The sequence below is a fragment of the Pseudomonas sp. PH1b genome (genome assembly GCF_000633395.1).
In the GTDB taxonomy this organism is placed as follows: Bacteria; Pseudomonadota; Gammaproteobacteria; order Pseudomonadales; family Pseudomonadaceae; genus Aquipseudomonas.
Genome location: NZ_AYMU01000002.1, coordinates 289,713 through 316,007, shown reverse-complemented (window position 1 = coordinate 316,007; position 26,295 = coordinate 289,713). Strand labels below are relative to the sequence as shown.

Sequence of the window (26,295 nt, the reverse complement as noted above, 5' to 3'; positions counted from 1 at the left end):
AGATCGCGCAGTTTCAAGCCAATAAAAAACCCGCACATGCGGGTTTTTTTATTGGCCATTGAATGAACCGAGTCAGGGCTTCGACGCCAACGCCTTCTCCACCGCTTCAATGAACTCCGGATTATCCGGCTTGGTCAGGCTGGAAAAGTTGGCAATCACATTGCCTTGGCGATCCACCACATACTTGTAGAAGTTCCACTTCGGCGCACTGCTCTGCTCGGCCAGCACCCTGAACAGATGCACCGCATCCGCTCCCCTAACCTTCTGCGGCTCGATCATGGTGAAGGTCACACCGTAATTGACGTAGCAGACCTTGGCGGTTTGTGCAGCATCCTTGGACTCCTGCTTGAAGTCATTGGACGGCACACCCAGCACCTCCAGCTCTTGGTCCTTGTAGCGCTGGTACAACTCCTCGAGGCCTTTGAATTGAGGAGCGAAGCCGCAGAAGCTGGCCGTGTTGACCACCACCAGCGGCTTGCCGGCAAAACGCTGGCACAGGTCGATGGATTCCTTGGCGTGCAGCTTTGGCAGCGAGCCCTGCAGCAGTGATGGACAGTCCGCCGCCCAGACAGAACCTGTAAACGCCACGAGTAAAGCAGGAACAGCAAACCAGCGCATAACCATGCCCAGCGTCCTTGAAAAGTCGTCAGGCACCGACGTTACTCGTCTGCACCCCGCCCTAGCAAGCACCCATGCCCAGTTGCATCAGGGCCAGCCCACCGCGGTGCCAGCCCCACCAGGCCAACAGCAACAACAGGATGCCGACACTCAGGCCGGCTGCCCAACCGATCAATGGCTTCACGCCGCACTCGCCTGCAAGCGCGCCACCGGGCGCTCGCGTACCGGCCAGTTGAGGGCCGCAGCCAACAGGCTGAGAAGAATCGCCACTTGCCAGATCAAGTCGTAACTCCCGGTACGGTCATACACCACGCCCCCGAGCCAGCCACCAAGGAAAGATCCCAGCTGGTGGAACAGGAAGACAATCCCGCCGAGCATGGAGAGGTTTCTTACTCCGAACAAGGTCGCCACTGTGCCGTTGGTCAAAGGGACTGTGGACAGCCACAAGAAGCCCATGGCCATGCCGAACAGATAGGCACTGGTCTGGGTCACGGGCAGCCACAGGAACAGCGCGATCACCACCGCCCGCAACAGGTACAGACCGGTCAGCAGGCGCGGCTTGGACATCCGCCCCCCCAGCCATCCGGCCGTGTAGGTACCGAAGATATTGAACAGGCCGATCAGTGCCAGCACCGTGGTCCCGACAGTGGCGGGCAGATGCTGATCCACCAGGTAAGCCGGCAGGTGCACGCCGATGAACACCACTTGGAAGCCACAGACGAAGAAGCCGAACGCCAGCAACCAGAATCCGGAGTGAGAACAAGCCTCGTGCAGTGCCTGCGACAGGCTCTGCTCATGGCCCAATACCGGCAACGGCTTGTCCTTGAGCATGCTCACCAGCGGCACGATCAGCGCCACCAACAGCCCCAGCACCAGCAACGCCGTCGACCAGCCCAGCCAGCCGATCAGCCCCAGGGTCCCAGGGAGCATGGCGAATTGACCAAAAGAGCCCGCAGCGCTCGCAAGCCCCATGCCCATGCTGCGTTTCTCTGGTGGCAGCGCCCGGCCAACGACGCCGAGAATCACCGAGAACGAAGTACCGGACAAACCGATTCCGATCAGCAAGCCGGCACTCAGGGACAGTGACAAGGCCGAATCCGACAGCCCCATGAACACCAGCCCGACGGCGTACAGCACTGCACCAACCAGCACCACCTTGGCAGCACCGAAGCGGTCGGCCAAAGCCCCCGTGAACGGCTGGGCCAGGCCCCAGATCAGGTTCTGCAGGCCGATAGCGAAAGCGAAAACTTCACGCCCCCAGCCAAACTGAGCGCTCATGGGCGGCAGGAACAGTCCGAAACCGTGCCTGATGCCCAATGACAACGCCAGAATCAGTGCACTGCCCAGAAGTACCCAGCCGCTGGTACGCCACATCGATGACATTTTATTCTCCAGCTACGGGTATATACCCGCTTATAGTCGAACGAAATGGCTTCAAGCCAGTTCGTTCAGCAAGGCCAACAAGGTTTCACGCTTTTCCACACCCAGGCGATCGATCAACCGCTGCTGGGCCGCTTCCCAGGCCGGCAAGGCCGCAACCAGCCGCTCGTGTCCGGCCTCGGTCAACTGCACCAGACGATTACGCTGATCATCACCTTCCATCAGCCTGACCAGCCCAGCGCCCTCCAGCACCCGTACATTGCGCCCCAGCGTACTGCGGTCCAGGCCCATGGCTTCAGCCAGGCTGGAAATGCTCGGCTGATCAAGACGCAGCAGGTTGTTCAGCAAGGAATACTGGGCGACGTTGATTCCGAAGCCGTCGAGGGCGCCGTCGTAGTAGCGGCTGACGCCGCGGGCGGCGCGTCGCAGGTTGGTGCACAAACACTGAGAGGGAAGCATGATGCGTGTATATACCCGTGATTAACCCAAGGCAAGATTTTTCAGAAAATTCGCCAAACCCAGACACTGCTCAAAACACCACCAGCCCCAACAAGACGACGGTCTCCAACAACTCCAGCAAGGCGCCCGCGGTGTCTCCAGTAGTGCCGCCCAAACGCTTCATCATCAAGTGCCGCAACCAGAAGAACACCACCACTGCCAGGAGCACCGCCCACAGCCCGCTGTAGCCACCCAAGAGCAAACAGGCCAGCACACTCAAACCCAGCACCTGGCGCCCCGCAAGCCGGGGTAGATGATCGGCCAAGGCCTGCCCCAACCCTCCGGCACGCACATACGGCGTGCAGAGGAACAGCCCCAGCAAGGCTGCTCGCCCGATCAACGGTGGCAACAGCAAGGCCCAGCCTTGCTGCTGCTGGATCACTGCCACCAGGGCGGTGAACTTGAGCAGCAACAGCAGCACCAGGGTCACTACGGCGATCGGTCCGCTACGGGGGTCCTTCATGATGCTCAAGGTCCGCTCCCGATCGCCGAAGCCGCCCAGCCAGGCATCGGCGCTGTCCGCCAGCCCATCCAGGTGCAGGCCGCCACTGAGTAGAACCCAGACCGTCAGCAACAGCGCCGCGTGCACCAGCAAAGGCGTACCACCGAGCAGCGCATGGCAGCCCCACAGCAGCAGGCCGAACAACAGCCCCACCAGCGGATAGAACAACAGCGAGCGCCCCAGCTCTTCAGGCTGCGGCATCCCCGGCAGGCGGATCGGCAGGCTGCTGAGAAATTGCAGGGCAATCCAGAACGGCAGCATCTCAGCCCTCTTCGCTCAATTGACCATCGGCGGCCACGCTCAGGCTGAACAAGGCGCCATGCCTGACCTCGACATTCAGCAACTGCTCCCTGGGCAAGCCGCGAGCCCGGGCGAGCAGCAGGCGCATCACCCCTCCATGGCTGATCAGCAGCACACGCCGACCGACATGGGCCTGCAGCAACCCGTCAATCGCCGCCAGCACCCGCTGGGAAAACGCGGCCACCGGCTCACCTTCAGGCGGCGTGAACCCATAGGGGTCGGACCAGAAACGCCCCAGCCCCTCGGCATCGGTTTCCATCAAGGCCGCCGCGCTTTGCCCTTCCCAGGCACCAAAATGCAGCTCTTGCAGATTGCGCTCCAGGGCCAGGGGCAGCTGAAGCTGCGCCGCCAGCACCTCGGCAAAACGCGCACAACGCTGCAACGGCGAACTGACCACAAGATCCCAAGGCCCGCGCTCGCGAACGCCTTCGTGCATCTGCTGCCAACCCAACTCGGTCAGCCTGTCGTCCAGGCTCCCACGCAGACCACCGCCCAACTCGGTTTCACCGTGGCGCAAAAGGTCCAGGTGCAAGGTCATGCCGGGCGATCAGCCACGGCCGCCTCGGCAAAGGTTGCCATCTGCCCGTGCAGGTCACAGGCCAGCCGCAGCAACGGCACCGCCAACGCGGCGCCACTGCCTTCGCCCAGGCGCAGGCCGAGATCCAGCAGCGGCTCGGCTTGCAGCGTCTGCAGCACATGCCGATGCCCGGGCTCGGCGCCTTGGTGGGCGAACAGCAGCCATGGACGACAGGCCGGATTCAGGCGTACCGCCACCAGCGCCGCGACGCTGCAGATAAAACCATCCACCAGTACCGCGATCCCCTCCTGGGCGCAGGCCAGATAAGCCCCCGCCAATGCGGCCACTTCAAAACCGCCGAGGCTGAACAGGGTCTGCAAGGCATCGCCACGGGAAGCGGCATGCACTGCCAGGGCGCGCTCGATCACCTGGGCCTTGCGACTGACCCCTTCGGCATTCAACCCGGTGCCGGGCCCGGCCAGTTGCACCACGGGGATATCCAGCAAGGCACAGGCGATGGCACTGGCAGCCGTGGTGTTGCCGATGCCCATTTCACCGCCGATAAACAATTGTGCCCCCTGCGCGCGAGCCCGTAGCACGCTGTCGCGACCGGCCTGCAATGCCAGCTCTCCCTGGGCCCGGGTCATGGCCGGACCCTGGACAAAATTCTGCGTGCCGGCTCCCAGGTCCAAGTGCCGCACACCGGGCAAGCTCAACCCAGGCGTCACCGTTCCCAGGTCCACCACCTCCAACGCTGCCCCCAATTGCCGGGCCAACACGCTGATCGCCGCACCGCCACTGACAAAGTTCAGCAGCATCTGCCCGGTCACTTCTTGCGGGTAGGCGGAAACACCTTCGGCCACCACGCCATGATCACCGGCAAAAATCCCGATCCACACGGAATCGAGACTGGGCTTGAGTCGCCCTTGCAAGCCCGCCAGTTGCACCGCCAGTGGCTCCAGTCGCCCCAGGGAACCGGCCGGCTTGGTCAATTGCTGCTGCCGGGCCAGCGCCTGCTCGACCACCTGGGTGTCGATCGCCTTGCACGGGTTCAGCCACCAGGAGTTACTCATAACGCGGTTCCTTTCAAAGTCAGGGGCAGGCCCGCCACCGTCAGCACCACTCGCTGACAGCGCTCGGCCAGGGCTTGATGCAGCCAGCCGGCTTCATCCACATAGCGGCGAGTCAATTCGCCCAGGGGCACAACGCCCATTCCGGTTTCATTGCTGACAAAAATGATCTCGCCCGGCAAGGTTTCCAGGCACTGCAACAAGGCTTGGCGTTCCGCCGCCAGACGAGCTTCGTCTTCGAGCATCAGCAGGTTGGTCAGCCACAGGGTCAGGCAATCCACCAGCAGGCAACGTTCGACGCTGGCCGCCTGCTGCAGCACCCGGGCCAGTTCCAACGGTTCTTCGATCAACCCCCAGTGTGCCGGGCGACGCTCACGGTGATGAACGATACGTTGATTCATCTCGCCATCCAGCGGCTGGCTAGTGGCGATGTAGGTCACCGCCAGAGCACTGTCGCCGGCGAGCTTTTCAGCCAGGCGGCTTTTCCCGGAACGGGCACCGCCGAGAATCAGTTGCAACATGCTTGGGCACCTTTGAAAAAATGGTCGACCGGACCTACAGGCCGCAGAGCTGACGCAGCGCGCCGGTGTCCAGGTGACGCTCCACCAGGTCCGCCAGCCGTTCGATGTCACGTTCACGCAAGGCGTGGTAATCCACTTCCTGCACCTGCTGCAGACCAGCCCAGCGCAACAGCGCGCCACAGGCGGCCGGCGTCTCGAACAGACCGTGCAGGTAGGTGCCGAGAATCTGCCCATCGAGACTGCAGGCGCCGTCGCTGCGACCATCGTCCAACTGCACGGCGGCCCGTTCCAGGGCCGCCCCCCGGGTCACACCGGCATGGATTTCATAACCGCTGATCGCGGCATTCTCCAAGCTCAGGCGCCCACTGACATTGCGCAGTTGCTTCTGTTCTTCGAGCACGGTTTCGAAAGCCAGCAAGCCCAGGCCGGGGCTGGAGCCAGCGGCACCTTCCAACCCCAAAGGATCGTGCAATTGCTCACCGAGCATCTGCAGGCCACCACAGATCCCCAACAGCTTGCCGCCATAGCGCAAGTGCCGGGCAATCGCCCGGTCCCAGCCGTTGGCCCGCAGGTAGTCGAGGTCGGCACGCACGCTTTTCGAACCGGGCAGAATGATCAGGTCCGCAGAGGGGATTGGCTGCCCGGGACCGATGAACTGCAGGTCGACCTGGGGATGCAGGCGCAGTGGGTCGAAGTCCGTGTGGTTGCTGATCCGCGGCAGCACTGGCACCACCACCTTGAGCAGTTGCTCGACCTTGTCGGCCTGGCGCTGGTCGATGCCGTCCTCGGCCTCCAGGTGCAAGTCCATGACATAGGGCAGCACACCGATCACCGGCTTGCCGGTGCGCGCTTCCAGCCAGTCCAGCCCCGGTTGCAGCAGGGCCAGGTCGCCACGAAAGCGGTTGATGATGAAGCCCTTGACCCGAGCCTGCTCACTGGCGGACAGCAGTTCCAGGGTGCCCACCAGATGGGCGAACACGCCACCGCGATTGATATCGGCGATCAGCAGTACCGGGCAATCCACCGCCTCGGCAAAGCCCATGTTGGCGATATCACCGGCCCGCAGATTGATCTCCGCCGGCGAACCGGCGCCTTCCACCATCACCACCTGATAAGCGTCCCGCAAGCGCTCGTGGGAGGCCAGCACGGCCTGCATGGCAATGGCTTTGTAGTCGTGATAGGCCACCGCGTTCATGCTGGTAACCGCACGTCCATGGATGATGACCTGGGAACCGGTGTCGCTATTGGGCTTGAGCAGCACCGGGTTCATATCGGTGTGCGGGGCCAGGTTGGCCGCCTGGGCCTGGACCGCCTGGGCCCGGCCGATCTCGCCGCCATCTGCCGTCACGGCGCTGTTGAGCGCCATGTTCTGCGGCTTGAACGGCACCACTCTTACGCCCTGGCGCAGCAGCCAGCGACACAGCGCGGTGACCAGCGTGCTCTTGCCCGCATCCGAAGTGGTGCCCTGCACCATCAGCGTAGTCATGGGTGGTCCTTGCGATAGGCCTGCAATGCCTGCTCCAGGCGCGCCCAGTCAGCCTCGTCGGCGGGCAGGCCGAAACGCAGGCTGCTGTTGTGGGGGAACAGCCGCAGGAGAATGCCGCGCCGCGCCATGAATTGGTATAGGCCTTCGGCCTCGGCCGTGATCAGCCATTGGAACAGTGCGCAACCGCCCTGGGGCTTGAACCCATGACGGTCGAGGACTTCCACCAGCCGCTGACTCGCCGCCTCGCTGCGCAGCCGTTGCCGGGCATGCCCTTCGACGTCCCGCAGGCAGGCCTGTCCCACCACCCGGGTGGGCCCGCTGACCGCCCAGGGCCCGACCTGCTCGGCCAGCAACTTGAGCAGTCGACGCTCAGCCAGGACAAACCCCAGGCGCACACCGGCCAGGCCAAAGAACTTGCCGAACGAGCGCAGCACGATCAGCCCCACCTGATGGGCGTGCCGGGCCAGGCTCAGGTCCCGCGTGTTGTCCATAAAGGCTTCATCCACCACCAGCCAGCCACCGCGCTGGGCCAGCCGGGCATGCCAGTCCAGCAGGCGTTCCGGCGTCAGGCTCAGGCCCGTGGGATTGTTGGGGTTGACCACCACCAGCACATCGAGGCTGTCGAGAAAGAAGTCCACTTCCTGTTCCAGTACTTCGCGCACCCGATAACCGCTGCGGCGCCAGGCCTCGGCATGCTCGGCGTAACAGGGCGACAGCACCCCGACCTTGCCCGTGCGCCGCAGGCGCGGCAGCAATTGGATGGCCGCCTGGGAACCGGCCACCGGCAAGACTTCGCTGGCACCGTAATAGGCACAAGCCGCCTGCTCGAGCCCGTCATCGGTTTCCGGCAGGCGCGCCCAGGCACGCAAGGGAATGGCCGGCAGCGGAAAGGGCCAGGGCGCCAGTCCGCTGGACAGGTCCAGCCAGGCCTCTTCGGCGATCCCGTACTCCCGGGCCGCCTTGCGCAACCTTCCACCGTGTTCAAGCATAAAGCTCAGCCCCCAGGCAAAGAATCAGCAGCCACAGCCACACACCCCGTTGCACCAATTGCCAACCGCGATCGATGGAACCGGCACTTGCCGGCTCGCCTTCGCCCAAGGGCGGACGCTGATGCAGCTCACCGTGATAGATCGCCGCGCCACCCAGTTCCACGCCCAGGGCGCCCGCGCCGGCGGCCATCACCGGACCGGCATTCGGGCTGTCCCAGGTCGGCCCCTGGCGGCGCCAGCACTTGAATGCCAGGCGGGTCTTGCCCAGCAGGGCGTAGGTCAGGGCCACCAGGCGCGCCGGAATGAAGTTGAGCAGGTCGTCGATCTTCGCCGCCGCCCAGCCGAAGCGCTCGAAACGCTCGTTGCGATAGCCCCACATCGCATCCAGGGTGTTGCTCAGACGATAGAGCACCACTCCTGGCGCACCGGCCACGGCAAACCAGAACAAGGCGGCAAACACAGCGTCGCTGCCGTTTTCCAGCACCGACTCGGTGGCCGCACGGGCCACCTCAGTGCTGTCCAGTTCACTGGTCTGGCGGCTCACCAGAAACCCCACTCGCCGCCGAGCCTCATCCAGATCGTCACTGCGCAAGGCCTGGGCCACAGGCTCGACGTGCTCGCCGAGACTGCGCAATCCCAGGGCGCAGTACAGCGCCAGGACCTCGACCAGCCAACCGATGTAGGGCAGCCAGGAGAGTGCCGTCGCCAGCAGGGTCAAGGGCAGCACCGCGAGGACCCAGGCGGTCACTCCGTGGCTGCGCCAGCCACGGCCGGCAGCGTTGAAACGTTGCTCGATACGATCCGCCACTCGGCCGAACGCCACCAGCGGATGCCAGCGCTTGGGTTCGCCCAGCAGCGCATCCAGCGCCACCCCGGCGACACTCAGCAACGCCACACTCATTGACTCACTCCCCAGTAATTCTCATACAACAACTCAGTCAACGGCCGTGGCTGCGCCCAGCCTTGCAGCGCCAGCATCGGTGCCGGGTAAAACTCGGTGACCGGCCCCAGGCACAATACCGCCACAGGCTTGGCACCGGCCGGCAACCCCAGCAGCTCGGCCAGGGCCTGGGGCTCGAACAGCGACACCCAGCCCATGCCTAGGCCTTCGCTGCGCGCAGCCAGCCAGAGGTTCTGAATGGCGCAGGACAATGAGGCCAGATCCATTTCCGGCAGGGTCCGGCGGCCGAACACATGCCGTTCACGCCCGTCCATCAATGCCGCTACCAGGACCTCGGCGCAGTCATTGATGCCCTCGACCTTGAGCTTCATGAACTCGTCGGAACGCTCGCCCAGCGCCTCGGCGGTGCGCACCCGCTCCTCCTCCACCAGCCGCTGGATCCGCCCTCGCAGCTCAGGGTCAGTGATACGGATAAAGCGCCAGGGCTGCATCAGGCCAACACTCGGTGCCTGGTGCGCCGCTTCCAGCAGGCGCTGCAACAGCGCCGGCTCGACACTGCCGCCGGCGAAGTGACGCATGTCGCGCCGCTCGGCAATGGCGCGGTAGACCGCGTCGCGCTCGGCCGCAGAAAAAGCCTGATCAGTCACCCGCGACACCCTCAGCACCGACAGCCCCGTCGGGCAGGAACAGCGCCGCCACCGCCGCCGGATTGGACGGGAAGTAGAAGTGCACATAAGAGGCGGTCATCCGCCCGTTGCGGTACACCGCTTCCGCGCCGCGGCCACCGTTGGGGCTCAGGCCCCGGGCTATGGGCTCAAGCTCGGTACTGGTCAGTGAATGGTGATAGGTGTGACCACGCAAGCTACCCTCCGGCAGCTCCACTGCCTGCAGGGCCAGGGCAGCCAGGCGCTTCTGCATCACCGCCTCACCGGGCAGCAAGCCGAGCAACTGCGCACGCTGGCCCTCGACGTCGGTCAGGCCATCCAGCAGGTACAGCATGCCGCCACACTCGGCGAGCAATGGCTTGCCAGCGCCATGGTGAGCGCGGATGGCCTCCAGCATCGGAGTGTTCTGCGCCAGCGCCAGATGGTGCAGCTCGGGGTAGCCACCCGGCAGGTACAAACTGTCTGCCTCGGGCAATTGCCGATCGTGGATCGGCGAGAAAAAGCTCAATTGCGCGCCCATGGCCCGCAACAGGTCCAGGCTCGCGCCGTAGGTAAAGGCAAACGCCTCATCCCGCGCCACAGCGATGCGCACGCCTTCAAGCAACGGCTCGCAGGCTGCAGGCTGCGGCGGGGCAAACGCCACCGCCGGCGGCAGCGCCACTTCGCAGCTGCCAGCCAGGGCCTCGGCGGCAGCATCCAGGCGCAGGTCCAGGTCATTCAGCTCACTGGCCTGCACCAGCCCCAGGTGACGACTCGGCAGCTCGATCCCGGTTTCCCGGGACAAGGCGCCGTACCAACGCAAGCCTTCGGTGAGACTGCCCTCAAGCAACTGTGCGTGGCGCAAGGTGCCGACCCGATTGGCCAGCACTCCGGCGAACGGCAAGTCCGGCTGGTAGCGCGCCAATCCCAGGGCCAAGGCGCCAAAGGTCTGGGCCATGGCCGTGCCGTCGATCACCCCCAGCACCGGCACGCCGAAATGCCGTGCCAGGTCGGCGCTGGAGGGGCTGCCGTCGAACAGTCCCATGACGCCTTCGATCAGGATCAGGTCGGCCTCGCCTGCAGCCTCCCAGAGCAGGCGCCGGCTTTCCTGCTCGCCAACCATCCACATGTCCAGCTGGTACACCGCAGCGCCGCTGGCGCGCTCTAGGATCATCGGATCGAGAAAGTCCGGGCCGCACTTGAACACCCGCACCTTGCGCCCCTGATTACGGTGCAAGCGAGCCAGGGCTGCGGTCACCGTGGTCTTGCCCTGGCCGGAGGCCGGTGCGGCAATCAATACCGCGGGGCAATGACGAATGTCGGTCATGAATTCACACTCACAGCTCGACACCTTTCTGCGCCTTGATGCCAGCCTGGAAGGCGTGCTTGACCACCCCCATTTCGGTGACCGTATCGGCCAGCTCGATCATTTCCGGCTTGGCGCCGCGCCCGGTTACCACCACGTGCTGCATGGGCGGACGGGCTTGCAGGTCACTGAGCACCTGATCCAGGTCCAGATAGCCGTGCTTGAGGGCGATGTTCAGCTCATCGAGCACCACCAGACCAATGGCCGGGTCGCTCAACAGCTCCCTGGAAACCGCCCAGGCGGCCTCGGCAGCAGCGATATCCCGCTGGCGATCCTGGGTTTCCCAGGTAAAGCCTTCGCCCATCACATGAAACCGCACCTGCTCTGGAAAACGGCGGAAGAACAACTCCTCGCCCGTGCTGTTGCGGCCCTTGATGAACTGCACCACGCCGCACTGCATGCCATGCCCCATGGAACGCGCCAGCATGCCGAAGGCCGAACTGCTCTTGCCTTTGCCATTGCCGGTCAGCACCAGCAGTAGCCCGCATTCATTCGGCGCGTTGGCAATGCGCTCATCGATCACGGCTTTTTTGCGCAACATGCGCGCCAGATGGCGCTCGTCACGATCGGGGGATTCACTCATGGGGCAGCTCTCCGTTGGGGCTGGGGAACGGCGGGCAGGAAAACAAACAGATGGCGTCAGCCTGGCATCGCCCACCGTGATGCCGTTGGATGGATCAGGCCGGTCTCCGGGCTCATGAGGGGCATGGCTGCCGGACTGCGCGCCTTCCCGTGTGATCGACACAGTGGCATCCAACGCAGTCTTGACTCATCTACCGTTGCGGGGGCAGCGCCGGAATCGTCGCCCATTCCATCGCTGGAACAGGCCCTGACCGGCTTCCCTGTTTCACTCTGTCGGCCACCGGCCACAGAGCACCTGAAACAAGTCGCGAAGGTTAGAGGGTTGGGGGTGGAGCGTCAATTAAAGCCGGCTGTCGCTCACCGCACAAAACTGCACTGCATCAACAAACTGACGCCAATCTTGTGCCACACTCAGAGCGGTGATATCAAATAGCCACATTCCCGGACATGAAGTCCAGCCACACAACAATAAGGGGTGAGTTCGATGCAAGGCATGATCATCAGCAATCCAAAACTGGAATTTATGCGCCCGATGCTGGAACGCTGGTTCGATTGCATTGACCGCTACAACGCGATTCGCGGTGATAACGAAACCCCGTACTGGTTCGACGAACAGGCCAACCTGGGACTGCTCTCCGCAGCAGCCTGGATGGCCGAGATGGTCAGCCTGGAACACAGCCCGAGCAAAAAGCAGCAGGAAGAAGGCGCTCGCAATGCCCGCACCGACCTGTACCTGGCCACCAAGGAGGAGCGCGCCTATCTCCAGGTCACCCAACGCTGGCCACGGGTCAACAGCCTGCACCTGACCCAAGCACTGCTGGACATCGCCAGCGACGCGAAAAAGATCAGCTACGCCAGCGACTTGAAGCTCGGCTGCCTGTTCGTGGCCCCACAAAAGGCCCAGCACAGCGCCACTCCCGAAGAACTCCAGGACATGCTGGATGAATTGCAGAAGGAACACTGCTGCGCAGTGGCCTGGTACTTCCCCTACGCCTATCGCAAGCTGCGCAACGACGCCGGCAACTATCACCCCGGGGTCGCCGTACTGTTCAAGGAAGCACGCTGATCGGGCGGAACCATCCACTGGCTATGCTCCTCTATGACTACGACGCCCGTGCACTCATAGGGAAATTCGCATGCTCAACGCTCGCCACGCCTTGCTTATCGCCATTGCCGCCAGCCTCACGGCCTGCGGCGAAACCTCCAGCCTGCAGGTTTCGGACGGCACCGGACCGACCCCCAAACTGCCGGAGCCCAATCCGACGCTGATTCCGACGGTCAACATTGCCCCGGCCGTTGGATGGCCTCAGGGGGCGAAACCCGTGGCCGCGCCCGGCACCCAGGTCAATGCCTTCGCCGAAAACCTTGACCATCCGCGCTGGCTCTATGTGCTGCCCAATGGCGACGTACTGGTGGCAGAAACCAATGCGCCGCCCAAGCCGGATGACAGCCAGGGTATTCGCGGCTGGATCGCCGGCAAGGTGATGGGCCGGGCCGGCGCCGCAGTACCCAGCGCCAACCGCATTACCCTGCTGCGGGATCAGGACCACGATGGCGTGGCGGAAACCCGCACGGTACTCCTGGAGAACCTCAACTCGCCCTTTGGCATGACCCTGGTGGGCAATGACCTGTACATAGCGGATACCGACAAGCTGCTGCGCTTCCCCTACCAGAGCGGCGACACCCGGATCAGCGCAGCTGCCAGCACAGTGGCCGAACTGCCCGGCGGCCCCCTCAACCATCACTGGACCAAGAACGTCATCGCCAGCAAGGACGGGAGCAAGCTGTACGTCACCGTGGGCTCCAACAGCAACGTCGGCGAAAATGGTCTGGACAAGGAACAGGGTCGGGCGGCGATCTGGGAACTGGATCGCGCCAGCGGCAAGCACCGCCTGTTTGCCACCGGCCTGCGCAACCCCAACGGCCTGGCCTGGGAACCCACCAGCGGCGCACTGTGGACCGCAGTCAACGAGCGGGACGAGATCGGCAGTGACCTGGTGCCGGACTACATCACCTCGGTCAAGGACGGCGCCTTCTATGGCTGGCCCTTCAGTTACTACGGGCAACATGTGGATGTGCGGGTCAAACCCCAGAACCTCGACCTGGTGGCCAAGGCGATCGCTCCGGACTACGCCGTCGGCCCGCACACGGCGTCGCTGGGGCTGGCCTTCGCCGAAGGCAGCAAGCTGCCAGCACCGTTCACCGAGGGCGTCTTCATCGGCCAGCACGGCTCCTGGAACCGCAAGCCCCACAGCGGCTACAAAGTGATTTTCGTCCCCTTCAGTGCAGGCAAACCCCAGGGACAGCCGATCGACGTGCTCAGCGGCTTCCTCGACAGCGACGAGAACGCCATGGGCCGCCCGGTGGGTGTGGTGATCGATCAGCAAGGCGATCTATTGGTCGCCGATGACGTCGGCAACAAGATCTGGCGAGTTTCCGCTGCCAAGACACAATAGATTCAGCGCTTGCGGCACAGGCTCAAGCCGTCCCCCAAAGGCAGCAACGACAGGTCGATGCGCGAGTCATCCTTCAAGGCGCGATTGAGCGCCTGGATGGCTCGGGTGTCTTCGCTTTGCGCATCGACCTCCAGCACTCGACCGCTCCACAAGGTGTTATCGAACACTGCCAACCCTCCGACCCGCAGCAAGCGCAATGCGTACTCCAGATAGACCGGGTAATTGGCCTTGTCGGCGTCGATAAAGATCAAGTCGAAGCTCTCGCCCTGCCCCGCTCGCTCCAGCTTGACGAGCGTCTCCAGCGCAGGCGCCAAGCGCAGCTCTATACGCTGATCGAGACCGGCCTCCTGCCAGTAACGACGGGCCGTCGCGTTGTAATCGCCAGGAAGATCACAGCAGGTCAGCGAACCATCCTCAGGCAGTGCCTGGGCCATGCACAAGGCGCTGTAGCCCGTGAACGTCCCCACTTCGAGCACACGACGAGCCCCGATCAGCTTGACCAGCAACGCCAAAAACTGCCCCTGCTCGGGCGCCACCTGCCAGCGAGCGGTGGGCAAGGCCTGGGTTTCATCCCGAAGACGGCGCAGCAAGGGCGTCTCGCGCAGGGAGACGTCCAGCAGGTATTGGTAAAGGGTGTCATCGAGGTTGAGCGTACGGGCTGTCACGGGCACCTCGATCAGGTTGGCTTACGGATTGTGCGCCAGGTGTTCCGGCTGCAGCACGCGCTTGGCGCTCAGGTAGGCTTTTTGCCAATAGGCCTTGGACAGGCTATCGAGCTTCACCGTGCCACCGGTGGCCGGCGCATGCACGAAACGCCCTTCACCGACGTAGATCCCGGCATGGCTGACCTGGGAGCCGCCATTGGTGGCAAAGAAGATCAGGTCGCCGGTCTGCAGTGAGCCCTTGCCCACGTCAGGCGCCTGCATACCGATCATTTCCCGGGTCGAACGCGGTAGCGAGATGCCTGCCGCATCACGGTAGACATAACCGATCAGGCCGCTGCAATCGAACCCTGAATCCGGGGTATTGCCACCCCAGCGATAAGGCGTTCCCACCAGACCCAATGCACGAAACAGCACGTCTTCGGCAACCGGAGAAAAGGCTTGAGGGGCGTTGAATACCGGAGCACGTACCACAGGCGCAGGTGGCGGGGTACGGCTGGCACAAGCGCTGAGCAGCGCTGCGAAGGCAATGAGGATGATGCGGGCTGAGGTCGACATAAGCTGAACAATCCTGATCGGGATGCGGCTTTCTCTGCCGTGACACTGAAAACAAAACCGCGTAAGCAGGGCTCACGCGGTTAGTTTCAACAATAGATCAGGATTCTAGCGTCTACACGCCAAACTTCAAGTAAGACTTTAACTTCGCCCTACAAATAGTCCGCTTATTTGCGCGCGGTGACCACGGTTGGAGCCATGGCGAGTGCACGCTTGGCCTCAATGAAGGTCTTGCTCCAGTAGCTGTCGCCCAGGCTATCGACCCGCACACCGCCACTGCGACGGCTGCTGGAATGGATGAACTGATCATCCCCCAGGTAGATCCCAGCGTGGCTGACGCGCCCGCGGCCGTTGGTGCTGAAGAACAGCAGATCACCCGGCTTGAGGTTGTTACGCGCCACCAGAGGGGCCTTGACGTTGATCATTTCGCGAGTGGAGCGTGGCAGGTTCATGCCCGCCTCTTCACGAAACAGGTAACCGATGAAACCACTGCAATCGAAGCCGGCTTCCGAGGTACCGCCGAAACGGTAACGGGTACCGATCAGGGACATGCCGCGCTCGAGGATGCTGTCGGCCAGAACTGGCAACTGGTAAGGCTTGCTGTCAGAAAACTCTGCCAGTTCCTTTTCAGTTGCCAGCTCTTCCTGATCAACAGCGGAAGATTGGTTTTTTACCGAGACTTGAGTCTGTTGCACGGGCTGCTGCTGGGACACCGGAGTGTGTGAAGCGCAACCAAACAACAGGGTGACGAGTGCGAGAGGCACGAGGGGTGCGAAGCGATTTAGCATGGGCACGACCGTGGCTTGAAATAAAAGAAGACGCGACTATGCCTTCTATCGCCCTCATTTGCAAATTCAATCGATCAGAATGTGACTTATGAGTTTCTTGAGTACATCTAAGGCTTTAAGCCCATTTTAAGTCCACCTGCCTCTGGAAAGCCTTCCAAAGGTACGATTTCTGGCGCCTGAAATATGCCGAGAGCCGCTCGCAAAAGCCCTGCAGGCCTTGATTTTACCAACCCAGGGTTTCTTTCAGGAACGGGATGGTCAGCTTGCGCTGGGCTTGCAGTGACGCCTGATCGAGCTGCTCAAGGAGATCGAACAAGGCACTCATGCTGCGCGTACCGCGGGTCAGAATAAAATGTCCAACTTCGTCGGTCAGGTGCAACCCGCGACGGGATGCACGCAACTGCAGGGCACGCAGCTTGTCCTCATCGGACAGCGGGCGCATCTGGAAGATCAGCGCCAGGGTCAGGCGCGATTTCAGGTCCGCCAGCTTCACCGGCAATTCACGGGGCGACGTCGACGCCGCAATCAGCAGGCGCCGGCCACTGTCACGCAAGCGATTGAACAGGTGGAACAGCGCCTCTTCCCAGTCGGCCTTGCCGGCCACCGCCTGCAGATCATCCAGGCAAACCAGTTCGTACTGCTCCAGGTTGTCGAGAATCTCGATCCCGCGATCCAGCAACTCCGCCAGAGGCAGGTACACCGCCGGCTCGCCCATCTGCTCGAAACGCAGGCAGGCCGCCTGCAGCAAGTGCGTGCGCCCCACACCATCCTTGCCCCAGAGATAGATCAGGCTCTCGGTCCAGCCGGCGTCGGCTTCGCATAGGCGCTCGACATAGCCGAGTGCAGCGGCGTTGGCGCCTGGGTAGTAGTTGATGAAGGTGGCGTCATCACGCAGACGCACACCTAGGGGCAGCTGAATCGGTTTCATGCTGACTGAACAGTTCCAAAGGAACCGTTAGTGGCCTCTGTGTAAAGTTTGCAAAGTTTATACCCGTGACGCCGAGCGCACAATGCAGCAGACCACAAGCAAAATCAAAGGTTTGCGTCAGCCGAGAGCCAGCCAGGGGGGATCTTTGACAGCCTGGGGGAGCGAAGGCCAAAGCTCACGACTGAACATCCACTCAGAGTGCATGGCGCCTCGCCCCCTGCGCCGCCCTTACAGATCGGGGTCTTCAGCACCGCTGTAAAGATCCGAGTCCTTGTACAGGTCATGCACATGACGCACCAGCACCATGATCACCGCGGCGACCGGCAACGCCAGCAGAACCCCAGTGAAACCAAACAGCTCGCCGCCGGCAAGAATCGCGAAAATCACCGCCACCGGGTGCAGGCCGATGCGATCCCCCACCAACAATGGCGTCAGCACCATTCCCTCAAGCGCCTGCCCGACCATGAACACTGCGACGATGCCAATCATGGGGTACAGATCACCACCGAACTGGAACAGCCCGGCAACCAATGCCGCACCGATGCCGATGACGAAGCCCATGTACGGCACTATCGCCGCCAGCCCCGCTATCAAGCCGATCAACAGCCCCAGCTCGAGCCCCACCAGCATCAGGCCTGCCGCATAGATCACGCCAAGGGCCAGCATCACCAGCAACTGCCCGCGCACGAACGCTCCCAGCACCTCATGACACTCACCCGCCAGCGCCACTACCCGCTCTTCGCGGTTGCGCGGCAGCAGGCTGCGGATCTTGGCCATCATCAGGTCCCAGTCCCGCAGCAGGTAGAAGCTCACCACCGGGATCAACACCAGGTTGGCCAGCCAGCCGATCAGCGCCAAACCCGAGGCAGTGGCCTGGCTCAGCACCACGCCGACGATATCGGTGGTCTGGCCCATATGCTCGCTGATGGCCGCCTTGACCTTGTCGAACTTCCAGAATCCGTCTGCCAGCCCCAGGCGGGACTGCACCCAGGGCATGGCGGTGTGCTGCACCCAGTCGAGCATCTGCGGCGCCAGCTCATAGAGCCTGACCAATTGTTTGGCCAGCATCGGCACCAGTACCAGCAACAGCGTCATCACGATCAGGGTGAACAGTGCGAACACCGTGACCACCCCCCAGGTTCGCGACAAGCCCCACTTCTCCAGGCGATCCACCAGCGGATCGAACAGGTAGGCCAGCAACAGCGCCACCAGGAACGGACTGAGGATCGGGTGCAGCAGGTAGACAAACCCACAGGCCAGCAAGACCCCACCCAACCAGACCCAACGACGCGTGTCAGCCATACACCACTCCAGCTTCTATATAGAAGGAAACAACCTGCTACCAACGAAAACGCAGCTGCGCTGCCGGCGCCACTGCCGGAACCGCACCTTCGCCAGCCTGCACCGGCGCCTGCACCGGCGCCTGCGCCTCACCGGCAGGAATCTCCTGCAACCTGGCCAGGGACAACTGCGCCCGCAACTGCTCGGCACTGCCGTTGACCCGATAAACGATCCGATCCCCTTCGACACTCTGCAACTGCGCACCGAACGGCTCCAGCAGATGCCCCAGCGCCGCATAGTGCTCAAGATTCATGCCCTGGACTTCCAGCAACTGCTCGCTGGAGGTGCCTGGACGGGTGGCGAAGCGCGGCGCCAGGCGCTGGCTCACCGCCAACAGCACGGCATCGGCCAAGGCTGCGGTGTCCGCGCCCTGAACCGAACCCTGCTCTTTCTGATCGCCGAGCCACAGCCGCCACTTGGCCTGCCACTGGCCACCCTCCTCCCGGGCATGCACCGCCAGCAGCGCGTCAGCGCCATAGCGCTCCGAAGCCTCGCGCAGCGGCGCCGGGTCGGAGCCCTCAAGATTCGGCGCCGTAGCGACGATCTGCTCATTCAGGTCCCCCAGGGGCAAACGCAAGGGCAGCCCACGGTGCTGGGCCGCACGCCGCAGCGGAGCCGCACTGGCTTGGCCATCTCCCACCAGGCTCGAGCCTTCGGTGGAGTCGTTCAGCCACCAGCTCAGGATCGAAGGCCGGTTGTTGCCCCACAGCGACAATCCCGCCTGGCGCAAGGCGCGATCGGTACTGACCGGATCGAAGTCCACTTGCAGGCTTTCCGGCGGGCCGGCGTCATAGCCGTACTGGCTGATGATCTGCTGCGGGTCCTTGCGGATCGCCGCCAGCCCGGGACCTTGAGCAGCCTTGGCGTCACCGGTGAGACGCAGCACCAGGATTTCCAGCGCGCGCTGGGTCGCCTGGTCGCGCTCTTCAGGCGACTGGCTGCTGACCGGTTCACGTACTTGATAGAGGCCATTGAGGGTTTCGGCATGACTCGCCAGGCTGATCAATGACAGACAGCCCACAAACAGAAATTTACCCAGACGCATGGAAGATTCCCGACGACAAAAAAAGATTGAAACAGCACGCATCCATCACGGCGAGCAAGGCTGTGACCACAAGCCCCGGCAAAACATTCACCTCGCGCCCGATTGTTTTCGCACTGTCATAACGATAGCCACTTGAACGCTATACCTTATACAGACATGAGCAGGACCACCAACACGGCCAATGGCGGTTTTTTTAAGCGGATATGCCTCTACCCGTCGGCCCGAGGATGGCCGCTGCCCCTCAAGCCTGATAAAATCGCGCGCCTTCGCAGACCGGCATCAGCTGGGCACCCTGAAACACTTTCACAGTGCCTGGGCAGTCTCACTGGATCGGTCGATACCCCTGAATCCCCCCTAAAGGCCTGGATCATGAGCAAGCAACCCTCCCTGAGCTACAAAGACGCCGGTGTAGACATCGACGCCGGTGAAGCATTGGTCGAACGCATCAAGAGCGTCGCCAAGCGCACTGCGCGCCCGGAAGTCATGGGCGGCCTGGGCGGTTTCGGCGCCCTCTGCGAAATCCCGGCCGGCTACAAGCAACCTGTTCTGGTTTCCGGCACCGACGGCGTCGGCACCAAGCTGCGCCTGGCCCTGAACCTGAACAAGCACGACAGCATCGGCATCGACCTGGTGGCCATGTGCGTCAACGACCTGGTGGTCTGCGGTGCCGAGCCACTGTTCTTCCTCGACTACTACGCCACCGGCAAGCTCAACGTCGATACCGCGGCCCAGGTCGTGACCGGCATCGGTGCGGGCTGCGAACTGTCCGGCTGCTCCCTGGTGGGTGGCGAGACCGCTGAAATGCCCGGCATGTACGAAGGCGAAGACTACGACCTGGCCGGCTTCTGCGTTGGCGTGGTGGAGAAATCGGAAATCATCGACGGCTCGAAAGTGGCTGCCGGCGACGCCCTGCTGGCCCTGCCCTCTTCCGGCCCGCACTCCAACGGCTACTCGCTGATCCGCAAGATCATCGAAGTTTCGGGCGCCGATATCGAGAACATCCAGCTGGACGGCAAACCCCTGACCGACCTGCTGATGGCCCCGACCCGCATCTATGTCAAGCCGCTGCTCAAGCTGATCAAGGACACCGGCGCGGTCAAGGCCATGGCCCACATCACCGGCGGCGGCCTGCTGGACAACATCCCGCGCGTGCTGCCAAAAGGCGCCCAGGCAGTGGTCGACGTGGCGAGCTGGCAGCGCCCGGCGGTATTCGACTGGCTGCAGGAGAAAGGCAACGTCGACGAGCACGAAATGCACCGCGTCCTGAACTGCGGCGTGGGCATGGTCATCTGCGTGGCTCAGGATCAGGTTGAAACCGCCCTGAATGCCCTGCGCGCCGCTGGCGAACAGCCATGGGTCATTGGCCAGATCGCCACCGCTGCCGAAGGCGCAGCCCAGGTCGAGCTGAAGAACCTCAAGGCTCACTGATGCAAGAGCGGATGTCGCCGACCTGTGATGTTGTGGTGCTGCTGTCCGGCACCGGCAGTAACCTGCAAGCCCTGATCGACAGCGTGCAGACCGGCGACAGCCCGGTCCGCATCGCTGCCGTGATTTCCAACCGTGCTGATGCCTACGGCCTGCAGCGCGCCAAGGACGCGGGAATCCCCACCCGCTTCCTCGATCACACCACCTTCGAGGGCCGCGAGGCCTTCGACCGCGGGCTGATCGAGCTGATCGATACCTTCCAGCCCAAACTGGTAGTCCTGGCGGGGTTCATGCGCATCCTCAGCGGCGGCTTCGTCCGCCACTATCAGGGTCGCCTGCTGAATATCCACCCGTCGCTGCTGCCCAAATACAAAGGGTTACACACTCATCAGCGGGCGCTGGAGGCCGGAGATACGGAACACGGCTGCAGTGTGCACTTCGTCACCGAGGAACTCGATGGCGGGCCTCTGGTCGTACAGGCTGTGATCCCGGTAGAGTTGCACGACTCGCCGCAAAGCCTTGCGCAGCGAGTGCACGTTCAGGAACACCGGATTTACCCCATGGCCGTACGCTGGTTTGCCGAAGATCGACTGACGCTTGGCGACCAGGGTGCTTTACTGGATGGTCAATTGCTGGCCGCCAGCGGCTATTTGATTCGAACCTAGGAGATTTTATGCGTCGCGCCCTGCTCTTCGCTTGTGCTCTGTTCGCCCTGCCGGCTGTGCAGGCGGCAGACCTTCAACCGTTCTCCGCCAGCTACACCGCCGATTGGAAGCAGCTGCCCATGAGCGGCACTGCTGAACGCAGCCTGGAAAAAACCGCCAATGGTGCCTGGAAGCTCAGCTTCAAGGCCTCGATGATGATTGCCAGCCTGACGGAAGAAAGCACCCTGACCCTGGACAAGGACACCCTGGTGCCCCAGTCCTATCACTTCGAGCGTGGCGGTCTGGGCAAGGCCAAGAAAGCCGACCTGGATTTCGACTGGTCCGCCAAGATGGTCACCGGCACCGACCGTGGTGATGCGGTCAAGCTGCAGCTGAACACCGGCATGGTGGACAAATCCACCTACCAGCTCGCCTTGCAGCATGACGTGGCCGCCGGCAAGAAAACCATGAGCTACCAGGTGGTCGATGGCGGTGAAGTCGACACCTACGACTTCCGCGTGCTGGGCGCCGAAAAAGTCGACACCAAGGCCGGCCAGATCGATGCGATCAAGGTCGAGCGCGTGCGCGACCCGACACAAAGCAAGCGCACCACGGTGATGTGGTTCGCCAAGGACTGGGACTACCTGCTGGTCCGCCTGCAACAGGTGGAAACCGACGGCAAGGAGTACAACATCATGCTCCTCAACGGCACCGTCGCCGGCAAGACGGTCAAAGGCAGCTAAGCCAGCAGCCGAACGAAGCCCCGCAATGCGGGGCTTTTTTTGGCTCGCAATTCATGCACCCGGTCTCTTTGCAACGGCCAGTGCAAGGCCGCGAAGATGAAACTTTTGTCATGAAACATCCCGCCCTGCGGCGAAATGTCACGGTTTTCGCGGGCTGCAGGATTGTCTTCAATCCTGCAAAGGTCTGTTGCAGACTCAGGCAATTTACTTAGCAAGCTAACAAAATATATAAAAGAGTCCTGCACACGCCTTGCTGCAGATCAACAGAGATTGGAGCTAGCAGATGACTGTAAAAGTAACTGAACGCGACGATTCACACATGTCCCATGAAGGCGTAGCCGCGGGTGTACGGATCTGGGATGTACATCAACAAGACATGCTGGTGGGCATGTTCCACTCCGAAAGCGACGCCCACAGCTACAAGGCCGAACTGGAAATCCTCGAACAGAACCGCGCCCCCCAGAGTTCCTGACTCCAGGCCAGCGCCGGAGCACCGGGATCTCAACGCGGATCACCGGCCTCCCCCCATAAACGACAAACCCCGCCATGAGCGGGGTTTGTCGTCAGTGCAGGCTTACCACATCAGATCGTCAGGGATCTGGTAGGCCGCGTACGGATCATCCTCGTCCGGCGCTTCGGTGGGGGTATTGAGCTGCACGATCCGGCGCGGATCACGCTCCTGGATCTTCAGCGCCGCCTCGCGAGGGATCACCTCATAACCACCGCCGTGATGGACGATGGCCAGGGAGCCGCTGCTCAGCTTGTTGCGCATCAGGGTGTTCACCGACAGACGCTTGACCTTCTTGTCGTCGACGAAGTTGTAGTAGTCCTCGGTGGTCAGCTTCGGCAGGCGCGAGACTTCGATCAACTGCTTGACCTGCGCGGCGCGGGCCTTCTGCTCAGCCTTCTCCTGTTGCTGGCGGTTGAGCTCCTGGTCGCGCTTGACCTTTTCGGCCATGGCCTCCTGGGCGGCACGCTGCTGAGAGTCATCGAGCTCGATCTGGCCCTTGTGGGCCAGACGCTGCTGCTTCTGCTTGTCTTTGCTGACCTGCTTGGCCTGCTTTTGGTTGACCAGCCCTGCTTTGAGCAACTGGTCGCGAAGGGAAAGGCTCATGGTGCTTACTCACTTAGGCAACGGCCTCAGCCGCAGCTGGGCAAATTCTTTTCCTGGCGTTTGGCTTCGCCCCACAGGGCGTCCAACTCTTCGAGGGTGCAATCTTCCATGGGACGGCGAGTGTCGCGCAATGCCTGCTCGATAAATCGAAAGCGCCGGTCAAACTTGGCATTGGCACCGCGCAACGCGGTTTCCGGGTCGACCTTGAGGTGCCTGGCCAGGTTGACCACCACGAACAGCAGGTCACCGATTTCATCAGTGATCGCTGCCGCGTCGTTATCTGCCATGGCTTCCAGCACTTCATCCAGCTCTTCACGGACCTTGTCCACCACCGGCAGGGCTTCGGGCCAGTCAAAACCGACCTGGGCCGCACGCTTCTGCAACTTGGCCGCACGGGACAAGGCCGGCAATGCCGCCGGCACATCGTCGAGCAGGGACAACTGCTGGGGGGCGTCGGACTTCTCCGCACGCTCCTCGGCCTTGATCTGCTCCCAGCGCTCCTTGACCTGCTCTTCATCCAGCCGCGGGATGTCCAGCGGCGCATACAGGTCCCCGGTGGGAAACACGTGGGGATGGCGGCGGATCAGCTTGCGCGTGATGCTGTCCACCACCCCGTCGAACTCGAAACGTCCCTCTTCCCGGGCCAGCTGGCTGTAGTACACCACCTGGAACAGCAGGTCCCCCAGCTCGCCCTGCAAGTGGTCGAAGTCGCCGCGCTCGATGGCGTCGGCTACTTCATAAGCTTCTTCCAGGGTGTGGGGGACGATGCTGGCGTAGTTCTGCTTGATGTCCCAGGGGCAACCGTATTGCGGGTCCCGCAGGCGCGCCATCAGGTGGAGCAGGTCTTCAAGGCTGTACATCAGTTCATCCATTTCATACCGGCATCACGGGGTGCGATTGCGCCGGGTCTCGATGATGTTCGGCAACTGGGAAATCCGCCCCAGCAGCCGCCCCAATGCGTCCAACCCCGGAATCTCGATGGTCAGGGACATCAGCGCGGTGTTGTCCTCCTTGTTCGAGCGAGTGTTGACCGCCAGCACGTTGATCCGCTCGTTGAGCAGGACCTGGGACACGTCACGCAGCAGACCGGAACGGTCGTAGGCGCGAATGATGATGTCCACCGGGTAGGTCAGCACCGGCACCGGGCCCCAGCTGACCTGGATGATCCGCTCTGGCTCACGACCGGCCAATTGCAGCACCGAAGCGCAATCCTGGCGGTGAATGCTAACGCCCCGCCCCTGGGTGATGTAGCCAACGATCGCATCCCCAGGCAGTGGCTGGCAGCAGCCGGCCATCTGGGTCATCAGGTTGCCTACGCCCTGGATCTGGATATCGCCACGCTTGCCCGGCTTGTAGCCCGTCGCCTTGCGCGGAATCAGTTCCAGCTGCTCGTTGCCACGTTCCGGCTCCACCAGCTGCTGGGCCAGGTTGACCAGTTGCGCCAGGCGCAGGTCGCCTGCGCCCAGGGCGGCGAACAGGTCCTCGGCGGTCTTCATGTTGGCCTTGTCGGCCAGATTGTCGAAGTCCACCTGGGGCAGGTCCAGACGGTTGAGCTCGCGCTCCAGCAGGGTCTTGCCGGCCGCGACGTTCTGGTCGCGGGCCTGCAGCTTGAACCAGTGGACGATCTTCGCCCGCGCGCGGGACGTGGTGACATAGCCCAGGTTGGGGTTCAGCCAGTCGCGGCTCGGCGTGCCGTGCTTGCTGGTGATGATTTCCACCTGCTCGCCGGTCTGCAGGCTGTAGTTGAGGGGCACGATGCGCCCGTTGATCTTCGCGCCACGGCAGTTGTGTCCGATCTCGGTGTGCACCCGGTAGGCGAAGTCCAGCGGCGTGGCGCCCTTGGGCAGGTCGATGGCGTGGCCATCCGGGGTGAAGATGTACACCCGGTCCGGCTCGATATCCACCCGCAGCTGTTCGGCCAGGCCGCCGATATCCCCCAGCTCCTCGTGCCATTCCAGCACTTGGCGCAACCAGGAGATTTTCTCTTCGTAATGGTTGGAGCCGGACTTGACGTCGGTGCCCTTGTACTTCCAGTGGGCACAAACCCCCAGCTCGGCCTCTTCGTGCATGGCGTGGGTGCGGATCTGCACTTCCAGCACCTTGCCCTCGGGGCCGATCACCGCGGTGTGCAGCGAGCGGTAGCCGTTCTCCTTCGGGTTGGCGATGTAGTCATCGAACTCTTTGGGGATGTGCCGCCACAGGGTGTGCACGATGCCCAGCGCGGTGTAGCAATCGCGCATCTCCGGCACCAGCACCCGCACTGCGCGCACATCGTAGATCTGGCTGAACTCCAGGCCCTTGCGCTGCATTTTGCGCCAGATCGAATAGATGTGCTTGGCCCGCCCGCTGATATCGGCGTTGACCCCGGTGGCCTGCAGTTCGTTCTGCAACTGGTTCATCACATCGGAAATGAACCGCTCGCGATCCAGGCGCCGCTCATGCAGCAACTTGGCGATCTGCTTGTACTGCTCGGGCTCCAGGTAACGGAAGGACAGGTCCTCCAGTTCCCACTTGATATGCCCGATCCCCAGGCGATGAGCCAGGGGCGCGTAGATGTCGAAGACTTCCCGGGCGACCCGGTTGCGCTTCTCTTCATCGGCACTTTTTACCGCACGAATGGCGCAGGTCCGCTCGGCCAGCTTGATCAGTGCCACCCGCACGTCGTCGACCATGGCCACCAGCATCTTGCGCAGGTTTTCCACCTGCGCCTGAGTACCCAGTACCAAAGATTGACGAGGGCTGAGGCTGGCAGTGATCGCGGCCATGCGCAGCACGCCATCGATCAGCTTGGCCACCACCGGACCAAAACGCTGACTGACCGCCGGCAGCTGGATCTGCCCCTCGCGGACGCCGCGGTAGAGCACGGCGGCGACCAGGGAATCCTGGTCCAGCTTGAGATCGGCGAGGATCTCGGCGATCTCAAGGCCCGTGCTGAAACTCGACACGTCCTCGGCACCCAGGCTCTTCGCCGCACTGTGTTTCAGCTCTGCCTCGCGAGCGAACTCGCAGGCTTCCTTCAAGGCTTCACGGTCCAGTGCCATGTCGACGCTGACCGTATGATCGAGCCACGCCTCGAGATTGATACTGCCGTCGGTGTTGATCGGCTGGTGCGCTCTCACCTGTACCATCTTGCTTTACCTTCCCTACGACGCACATTCAGTGCGTCAAATCGCTGACCTTCAATCCCCAGGCAAGACTCGCAGGGCCAGCGAGCGATGCC

29 protein-coding genes and 1 riboswitch are annotated in these 26,295 nt (G+C 62.8%); of the genes, 6 read left to right on the top strand and 23 right to left on the bottom strand.

Annotated features, from left to right (window positions below):
* Positions 1 to 72 precede the first annotated feature (72 nt).
* From U873_RS0104135 to cobO, 14 genes are all read right to left on the bottom strand, one after another.
* The gene (locus U873_RS0104135; RefSeq protein ID WP_025127032.1) at positions 73 to 624 is read right to left on the bottom strand and encodes a glutathione peroxidase; all 552 of its coding nucleotides are present in this window, start codon (positions 622 to 624) and stop codon (positions 73 to 75) included.
* A gap of 55 nt (positions 625 to 679) precedes the next feature.
* The gene (locus U873_RS37140; RefSeq protein WP_256244284.1) at positions 680 to 802 is read right to left on the bottom strand and encodes a hypothetical protein; all 123 of its coding nucleotides are present in this window, start codon (positions 800 to 802) and stop codon (positions 680 to 682) included.
* Entirely contained in the window at positions 799 to 2,001 is a 1,203-nt protein-coding gene (locus U873_RS0104125) for an MFS transporter (RefSeq protein WP_025127031.1), read from the bottom strand. The genes U873_RS37140 and U873_RS0104125 overlap by 4 nt, the downstream gene beginning before the upstream one ends.
* A gap of 51 nt (positions 2,002 to 2,052) precedes the next feature.
* Positions 2,053 to 2,457: a MarR family winged helix-turn-helix transcriptional regulator gene (locus U873_RS0104120; protein WP_025127030.1), complete on the bottom strand. Its 405-nt coding sequence runs from the start codon at positions 2,455 to 2,457 to the stop codon at positions 2,053 to 2,055.
* 70 nt (positions 2,458 to 2,527) lie between these two features.
* Positions 2,528 to 3,259 (bottom strand): adenosylcobinamide-GDP ribazoletransferase, encoded by a 732-nt coding sequence (locus U873_RS0104115; RefSeq protein ID WP_025127029.1) that lies wholly within the window; start codon positions 3,257 to 3,259, stop codon positions 2,528 to 2,530.
* Between the two features lies 1 nt (position 3,260).
* Positions 3,261 to 3,836: an alpha-ribazole phosphatase family protein gene (gene cobC / locus U873_RS0104110; protein WP_025127028.1), complete on the bottom strand. Its 576-nt coding sequence runs from the start codon at positions 3,834 to 3,836 to the stop codon at positions 3,261 to 3,263.
* Positions 3,833 to 4,888 (bottom strand): nicotinate-nucleotide--dimethylbenzimidazole phosphoribosyltransferase, encoded by a 1,056-nt coding sequence (gene cobT, locus U873_RS0104105; RefSeq protein ID WP_025127027.1) that lies wholly within the window; start codon positions 4,886 to 4,888, stop codon positions 3,833 to 3,835. The genes cobC and cobT overlap by 4 nt, the downstream gene beginning before the upstream one ends.
* Complete coding sequence (gene cobU, locus U873_RS0104100) at positions 4,885 to 5,406, bottom strand: bifunctional adenosylcobinamide kinase/adenosylcobinamide-phosphate guanylyltransferase (protein ID WP_025127026.1); 522 nt, start codon at positions 5,404 to 5,406, stop codon at positions 4,885 to 4,887. The genes cobT and cobU overlap by 4 nt, the downstream gene beginning before the upstream one ends.
* Positions 5,407 to 5,440: 34 nt before the next feature.
* On the bottom strand, positions 5,441 to 6,892 hold the full coding sequence (locus U873_RS0104095; protein WP_025127025.1) for a cobyric acid synthase: 1,452 nt from the start codon (positions 6,890 to 6,892) through the stop codon (positions 5,441 to 5,443).
* Entirely contained in the window at positions 6,889 to 7,881 is a 993-nt protein-coding gene (gene cobD, locus U873_RS0104090) for a threonine-phosphate decarboxylase CobD (RefSeq protein ID WP_025127024.1), read from the bottom strand. Before cobD ends, U873_RS0104095 begins: the two co-directional genes overlap by 4 nt.
* Positions 7,874 to 8,782, bottom strand: coding sequence for an adenosylcobinamide-phosphate synthase CbiB (gene cbiB, locus U873_RS0104085; protein ID WP_025127023.1), 909 nt, complete (start codon positions 8,780 to 8,782; stop codon positions 7,874 to 7,876). Before cbiB ends, cobD begins: the two co-directional genes overlap by 8 nt.
* Positions 8,779 to 9,429, bottom strand: coding sequence for a 5,6-dimethylbenzimidazole synthase (bluB, locus tag U873_RS0104080; protein ID WP_025127022.1), 651 nt, complete (start codon positions 9,427 to 9,429; stop codon positions 8,779 to 8,781). The genes cbiB and bluB overlap by 4 nt, the downstream gene beginning before the upstream one ends.
* Positions 9,422 to 10,753, bottom strand: coding sequence for a cobyrinate a,c-diamide synthase (locus U873_RS0104075; protein ID WP_025127021.1), 1,332 nt, complete (start codon positions 10,751 to 10,753; stop codon positions 9,422 to 9,424). Before U873_RS0104075 ends, bluB begins: the two co-directional genes overlap by 8 nt.
* A 10-nt stretch (positions 10,754 to 10,763) precedes the next feature.
* Positions 10,764 to 11,375 carry a cob(I)yrinic acid a,c-diamide adenosyltransferase gene (gene cobO, locus U873_RS0104070; RefSeq protein ID WP_025127020.1) on the bottom strand — a complete coding sequence of 204 codons (612 nt, stop codon included), beginning with the start codon at positions 11,373 to 11,375 and terminating at the stop codon, positions 10,764 to 10,766.
* Positions 11,376 to 11,454: 79 nt separating this feature from the next.
* Positions 11,455 to 11,688, bottom strand: a riboswitch (cobalamin riboswitch).
* Positions 11,689 to 11,858: 170 nt separating this feature from the next.
* Here cobO and U873_RS0104065 point away from each other — a divergent pair.
* Together U873_RS0104065 and U873_RS0104060 are read left to right on the top strand one after the other, a co-directional pair.
* Complete coding sequence (locus U873_RS0104065; RefSeq protein ID WP_025127019.1) at positions 11,859 to 12,440, top strand: hypothetical protein; 582 nt, start codon at positions 11,859 to 11,861, stop codon at positions 12,438 to 12,440.
* Positions 12,441 to 12,510: 70 nt separating this feature from the next.
* A complete protein-coding gene (locus U873_RS0104060) occupies positions 12,511 to 13,830 on the top strand; it encodes a sorbosone dehydrogenase family protein (protein WP_025127018.1) in 1,320 nt (439 codons plus the stop codon).
* A 2-nt stretch (positions 13,831 to 13,832) separates the two neighbouring features.
* Here U873_RS0104060 and U873_RS0104055 read toward each other — a convergent pair whose 3' ends face one another.
* From U873_RS0104055 to U873_RS0104030, 6 genes are all read right to left on the bottom strand, one after another.
* A complete protein-coding gene (locus tag U873_RS0104055; protein ID WP_025127017.1) occupies positions 13,833 to 14,495 on the bottom strand; it encodes a class I SAM-dependent methyltransferase in 663 nt (220 codons plus the stop codon).
* Between the two features lie 21 nt (positions 14,496 to 14,516).
* Complete coding sequence (locus tag U873_RS0104050) at positions 14,517 to 15,050, bottom strand: C40 family peptidase (RefSeq protein WP_025127016.1); 534 nt, start codon at positions 15,048 to 15,050, stop codon at positions 14,517 to 14,519.
* A gap of 164 nt (positions 15,051 to 15,214) precedes the next feature.
* Positions 15,215 to 15,835: a C40 family peptidase gene (locus U873_RS0104045; RefSeq protein WP_025127015.1), complete on the bottom strand. Its 621-nt coding sequence runs from the start codon at positions 15,833 to 15,835 to the stop codon at positions 15,215 to 15,217.
* A 223-nt stretch (positions 15,836 to 16,058) separates the two neighbouring features.
* Complete coding sequence (hda, locus tag U873_RS0104040) at positions 16,059 to 16,763, bottom strand: DnaA regulatory inactivator Hda (protein ID WP_025127014.1); 705 nt, start codon at positions 16,761 to 16,763, stop codon at positions 16,059 to 16,061.
* 228 nt (positions 16,764 to 16,991) lie between these two features.
* A complete protein-coding gene (locus U873_RS0104035) occupies positions 16,992 to 18,065 on the bottom strand; it encodes an AI-2E family transporter (protein ID WP_025127013.1) in 1,074 nt (357 codons plus the stop codon).
* A 37-nt stretch (positions 18,066 to 18,102) separates the two neighbouring features.
* Complete coding sequence (locus U873_RS0104030) at positions 18,103 to 19,149, bottom strand: DUF2066 domain-containing protein (protein ID WP_025127012.1); 1,047 nt, start codon at positions 19,147 to 19,149, stop codon at positions 18,103 to 18,105.
* A 369-nt stretch (positions 19,150 to 19,518) separates the two neighbouring features.
* On the opposite strand from U873_RS0104030, the gene purM reads away from it, so the two are divergent.
* The 4 genes from purM (at position 19,519) to U873_RS0104010 (ending at position 22,433) form a co-directional block, all read left to right on the top strand.
* Positions 19,519 to 20,577 (top strand): phosphoribosylformylglycinamidine cyclo-ligase, encoded by a 1,059-nt coding sequence (purM, locus tag U873_RS0104025; RefSeq protein ID WP_025127011.1) that lies wholly within the window; start codon positions 19,519 to 19,521, stop codon positions 20,575 to 20,577.
* Positions 20,578 to 20,588: 11 nt separating this feature from the next.
* Positions 20,589 to 21,239, top strand: a complete 651-nt coding sequence (purN, locus tag U873_RS0104020) for a phosphoribosylglycinamide formyltransferase (RefSeq protein WP_025127010.1) — start codon at positions 20,589 to 20,591, stop codon at positions 21,237 to 21,239.
* Positions 21,240 to 21,247: 8 nt separating this feature from the next.
* The gene (locus U873_RS0104015; protein ID WP_025127009.1) at positions 21,248 to 21,961 is read left to right on the top strand and encodes a DUF3108 domain-containing protein; all 714 of its coding nucleotides are present in this window, start codon (positions 21,248 to 21,250) and stop codon (positions 21,959 to 21,961) included.
* Between the two features lie 283 nt (positions 21,962 to 22,244).
* Positions 22,245 to 22,433: a hypothetical protein gene (locus U873_RS0104010; RefSeq protein WP_025127008.1), complete on the top strand. Its 189-nt coding sequence runs from the start codon at positions 22,245 to 22,247 to the stop codon at positions 22,431 to 22,433.
* A 102-nt stretch (positions 22,434 to 22,535) separates the two neighbouring features.
* Here the strand turns inward: U873_RS0104010 and U873_RS0104005 are convergent, their stop codons facing one another.
* Genes U873_RS0104005 through relA form a run of 3 tightly spaced genes read right to left on the bottom strand, consistent with a single transcriptional unit; the run spans position 22,536 to position 26,203 of the window.
* Entirely contained in the window at positions 22,536 to 23,075 is a 540-nt protein-coding gene (locus U873_RS0104005) for a DUF2058 domain-containing protein (RefSeq protein ID WP_025127007.1), read from the bottom strand.
* A gap of 26 nt (positions 23,076 to 23,101) precedes the next feature.
* Positions 23,102 to 23,935, bottom strand: coding sequence for a nucleoside triphosphate pyrophosphohydrolase (gene mazG, locus U873_RS0104000; protein ID WP_025127006.1), 834 nt, complete (start codon positions 23,933 to 23,935; stop codon positions 23,102 to 23,104).
* 24 nt (positions 23,936 to 23,959) lie between these two features.
* The gene (gene relA, locus U873_RS0103995) at positions 23,960 to 26,203 is read right to left on the bottom strand and encodes a GTP diphosphokinase (protein ID WP_025127005.1); all 2,244 of its coding nucleotides are present in this window, start codon (positions 26,201 to 26,203) and stop codon (positions 23,960 to 23,962) included.
* Between the last annotated feature and the right edge of the window lie 92 nt (positions 26,204 to 26,295).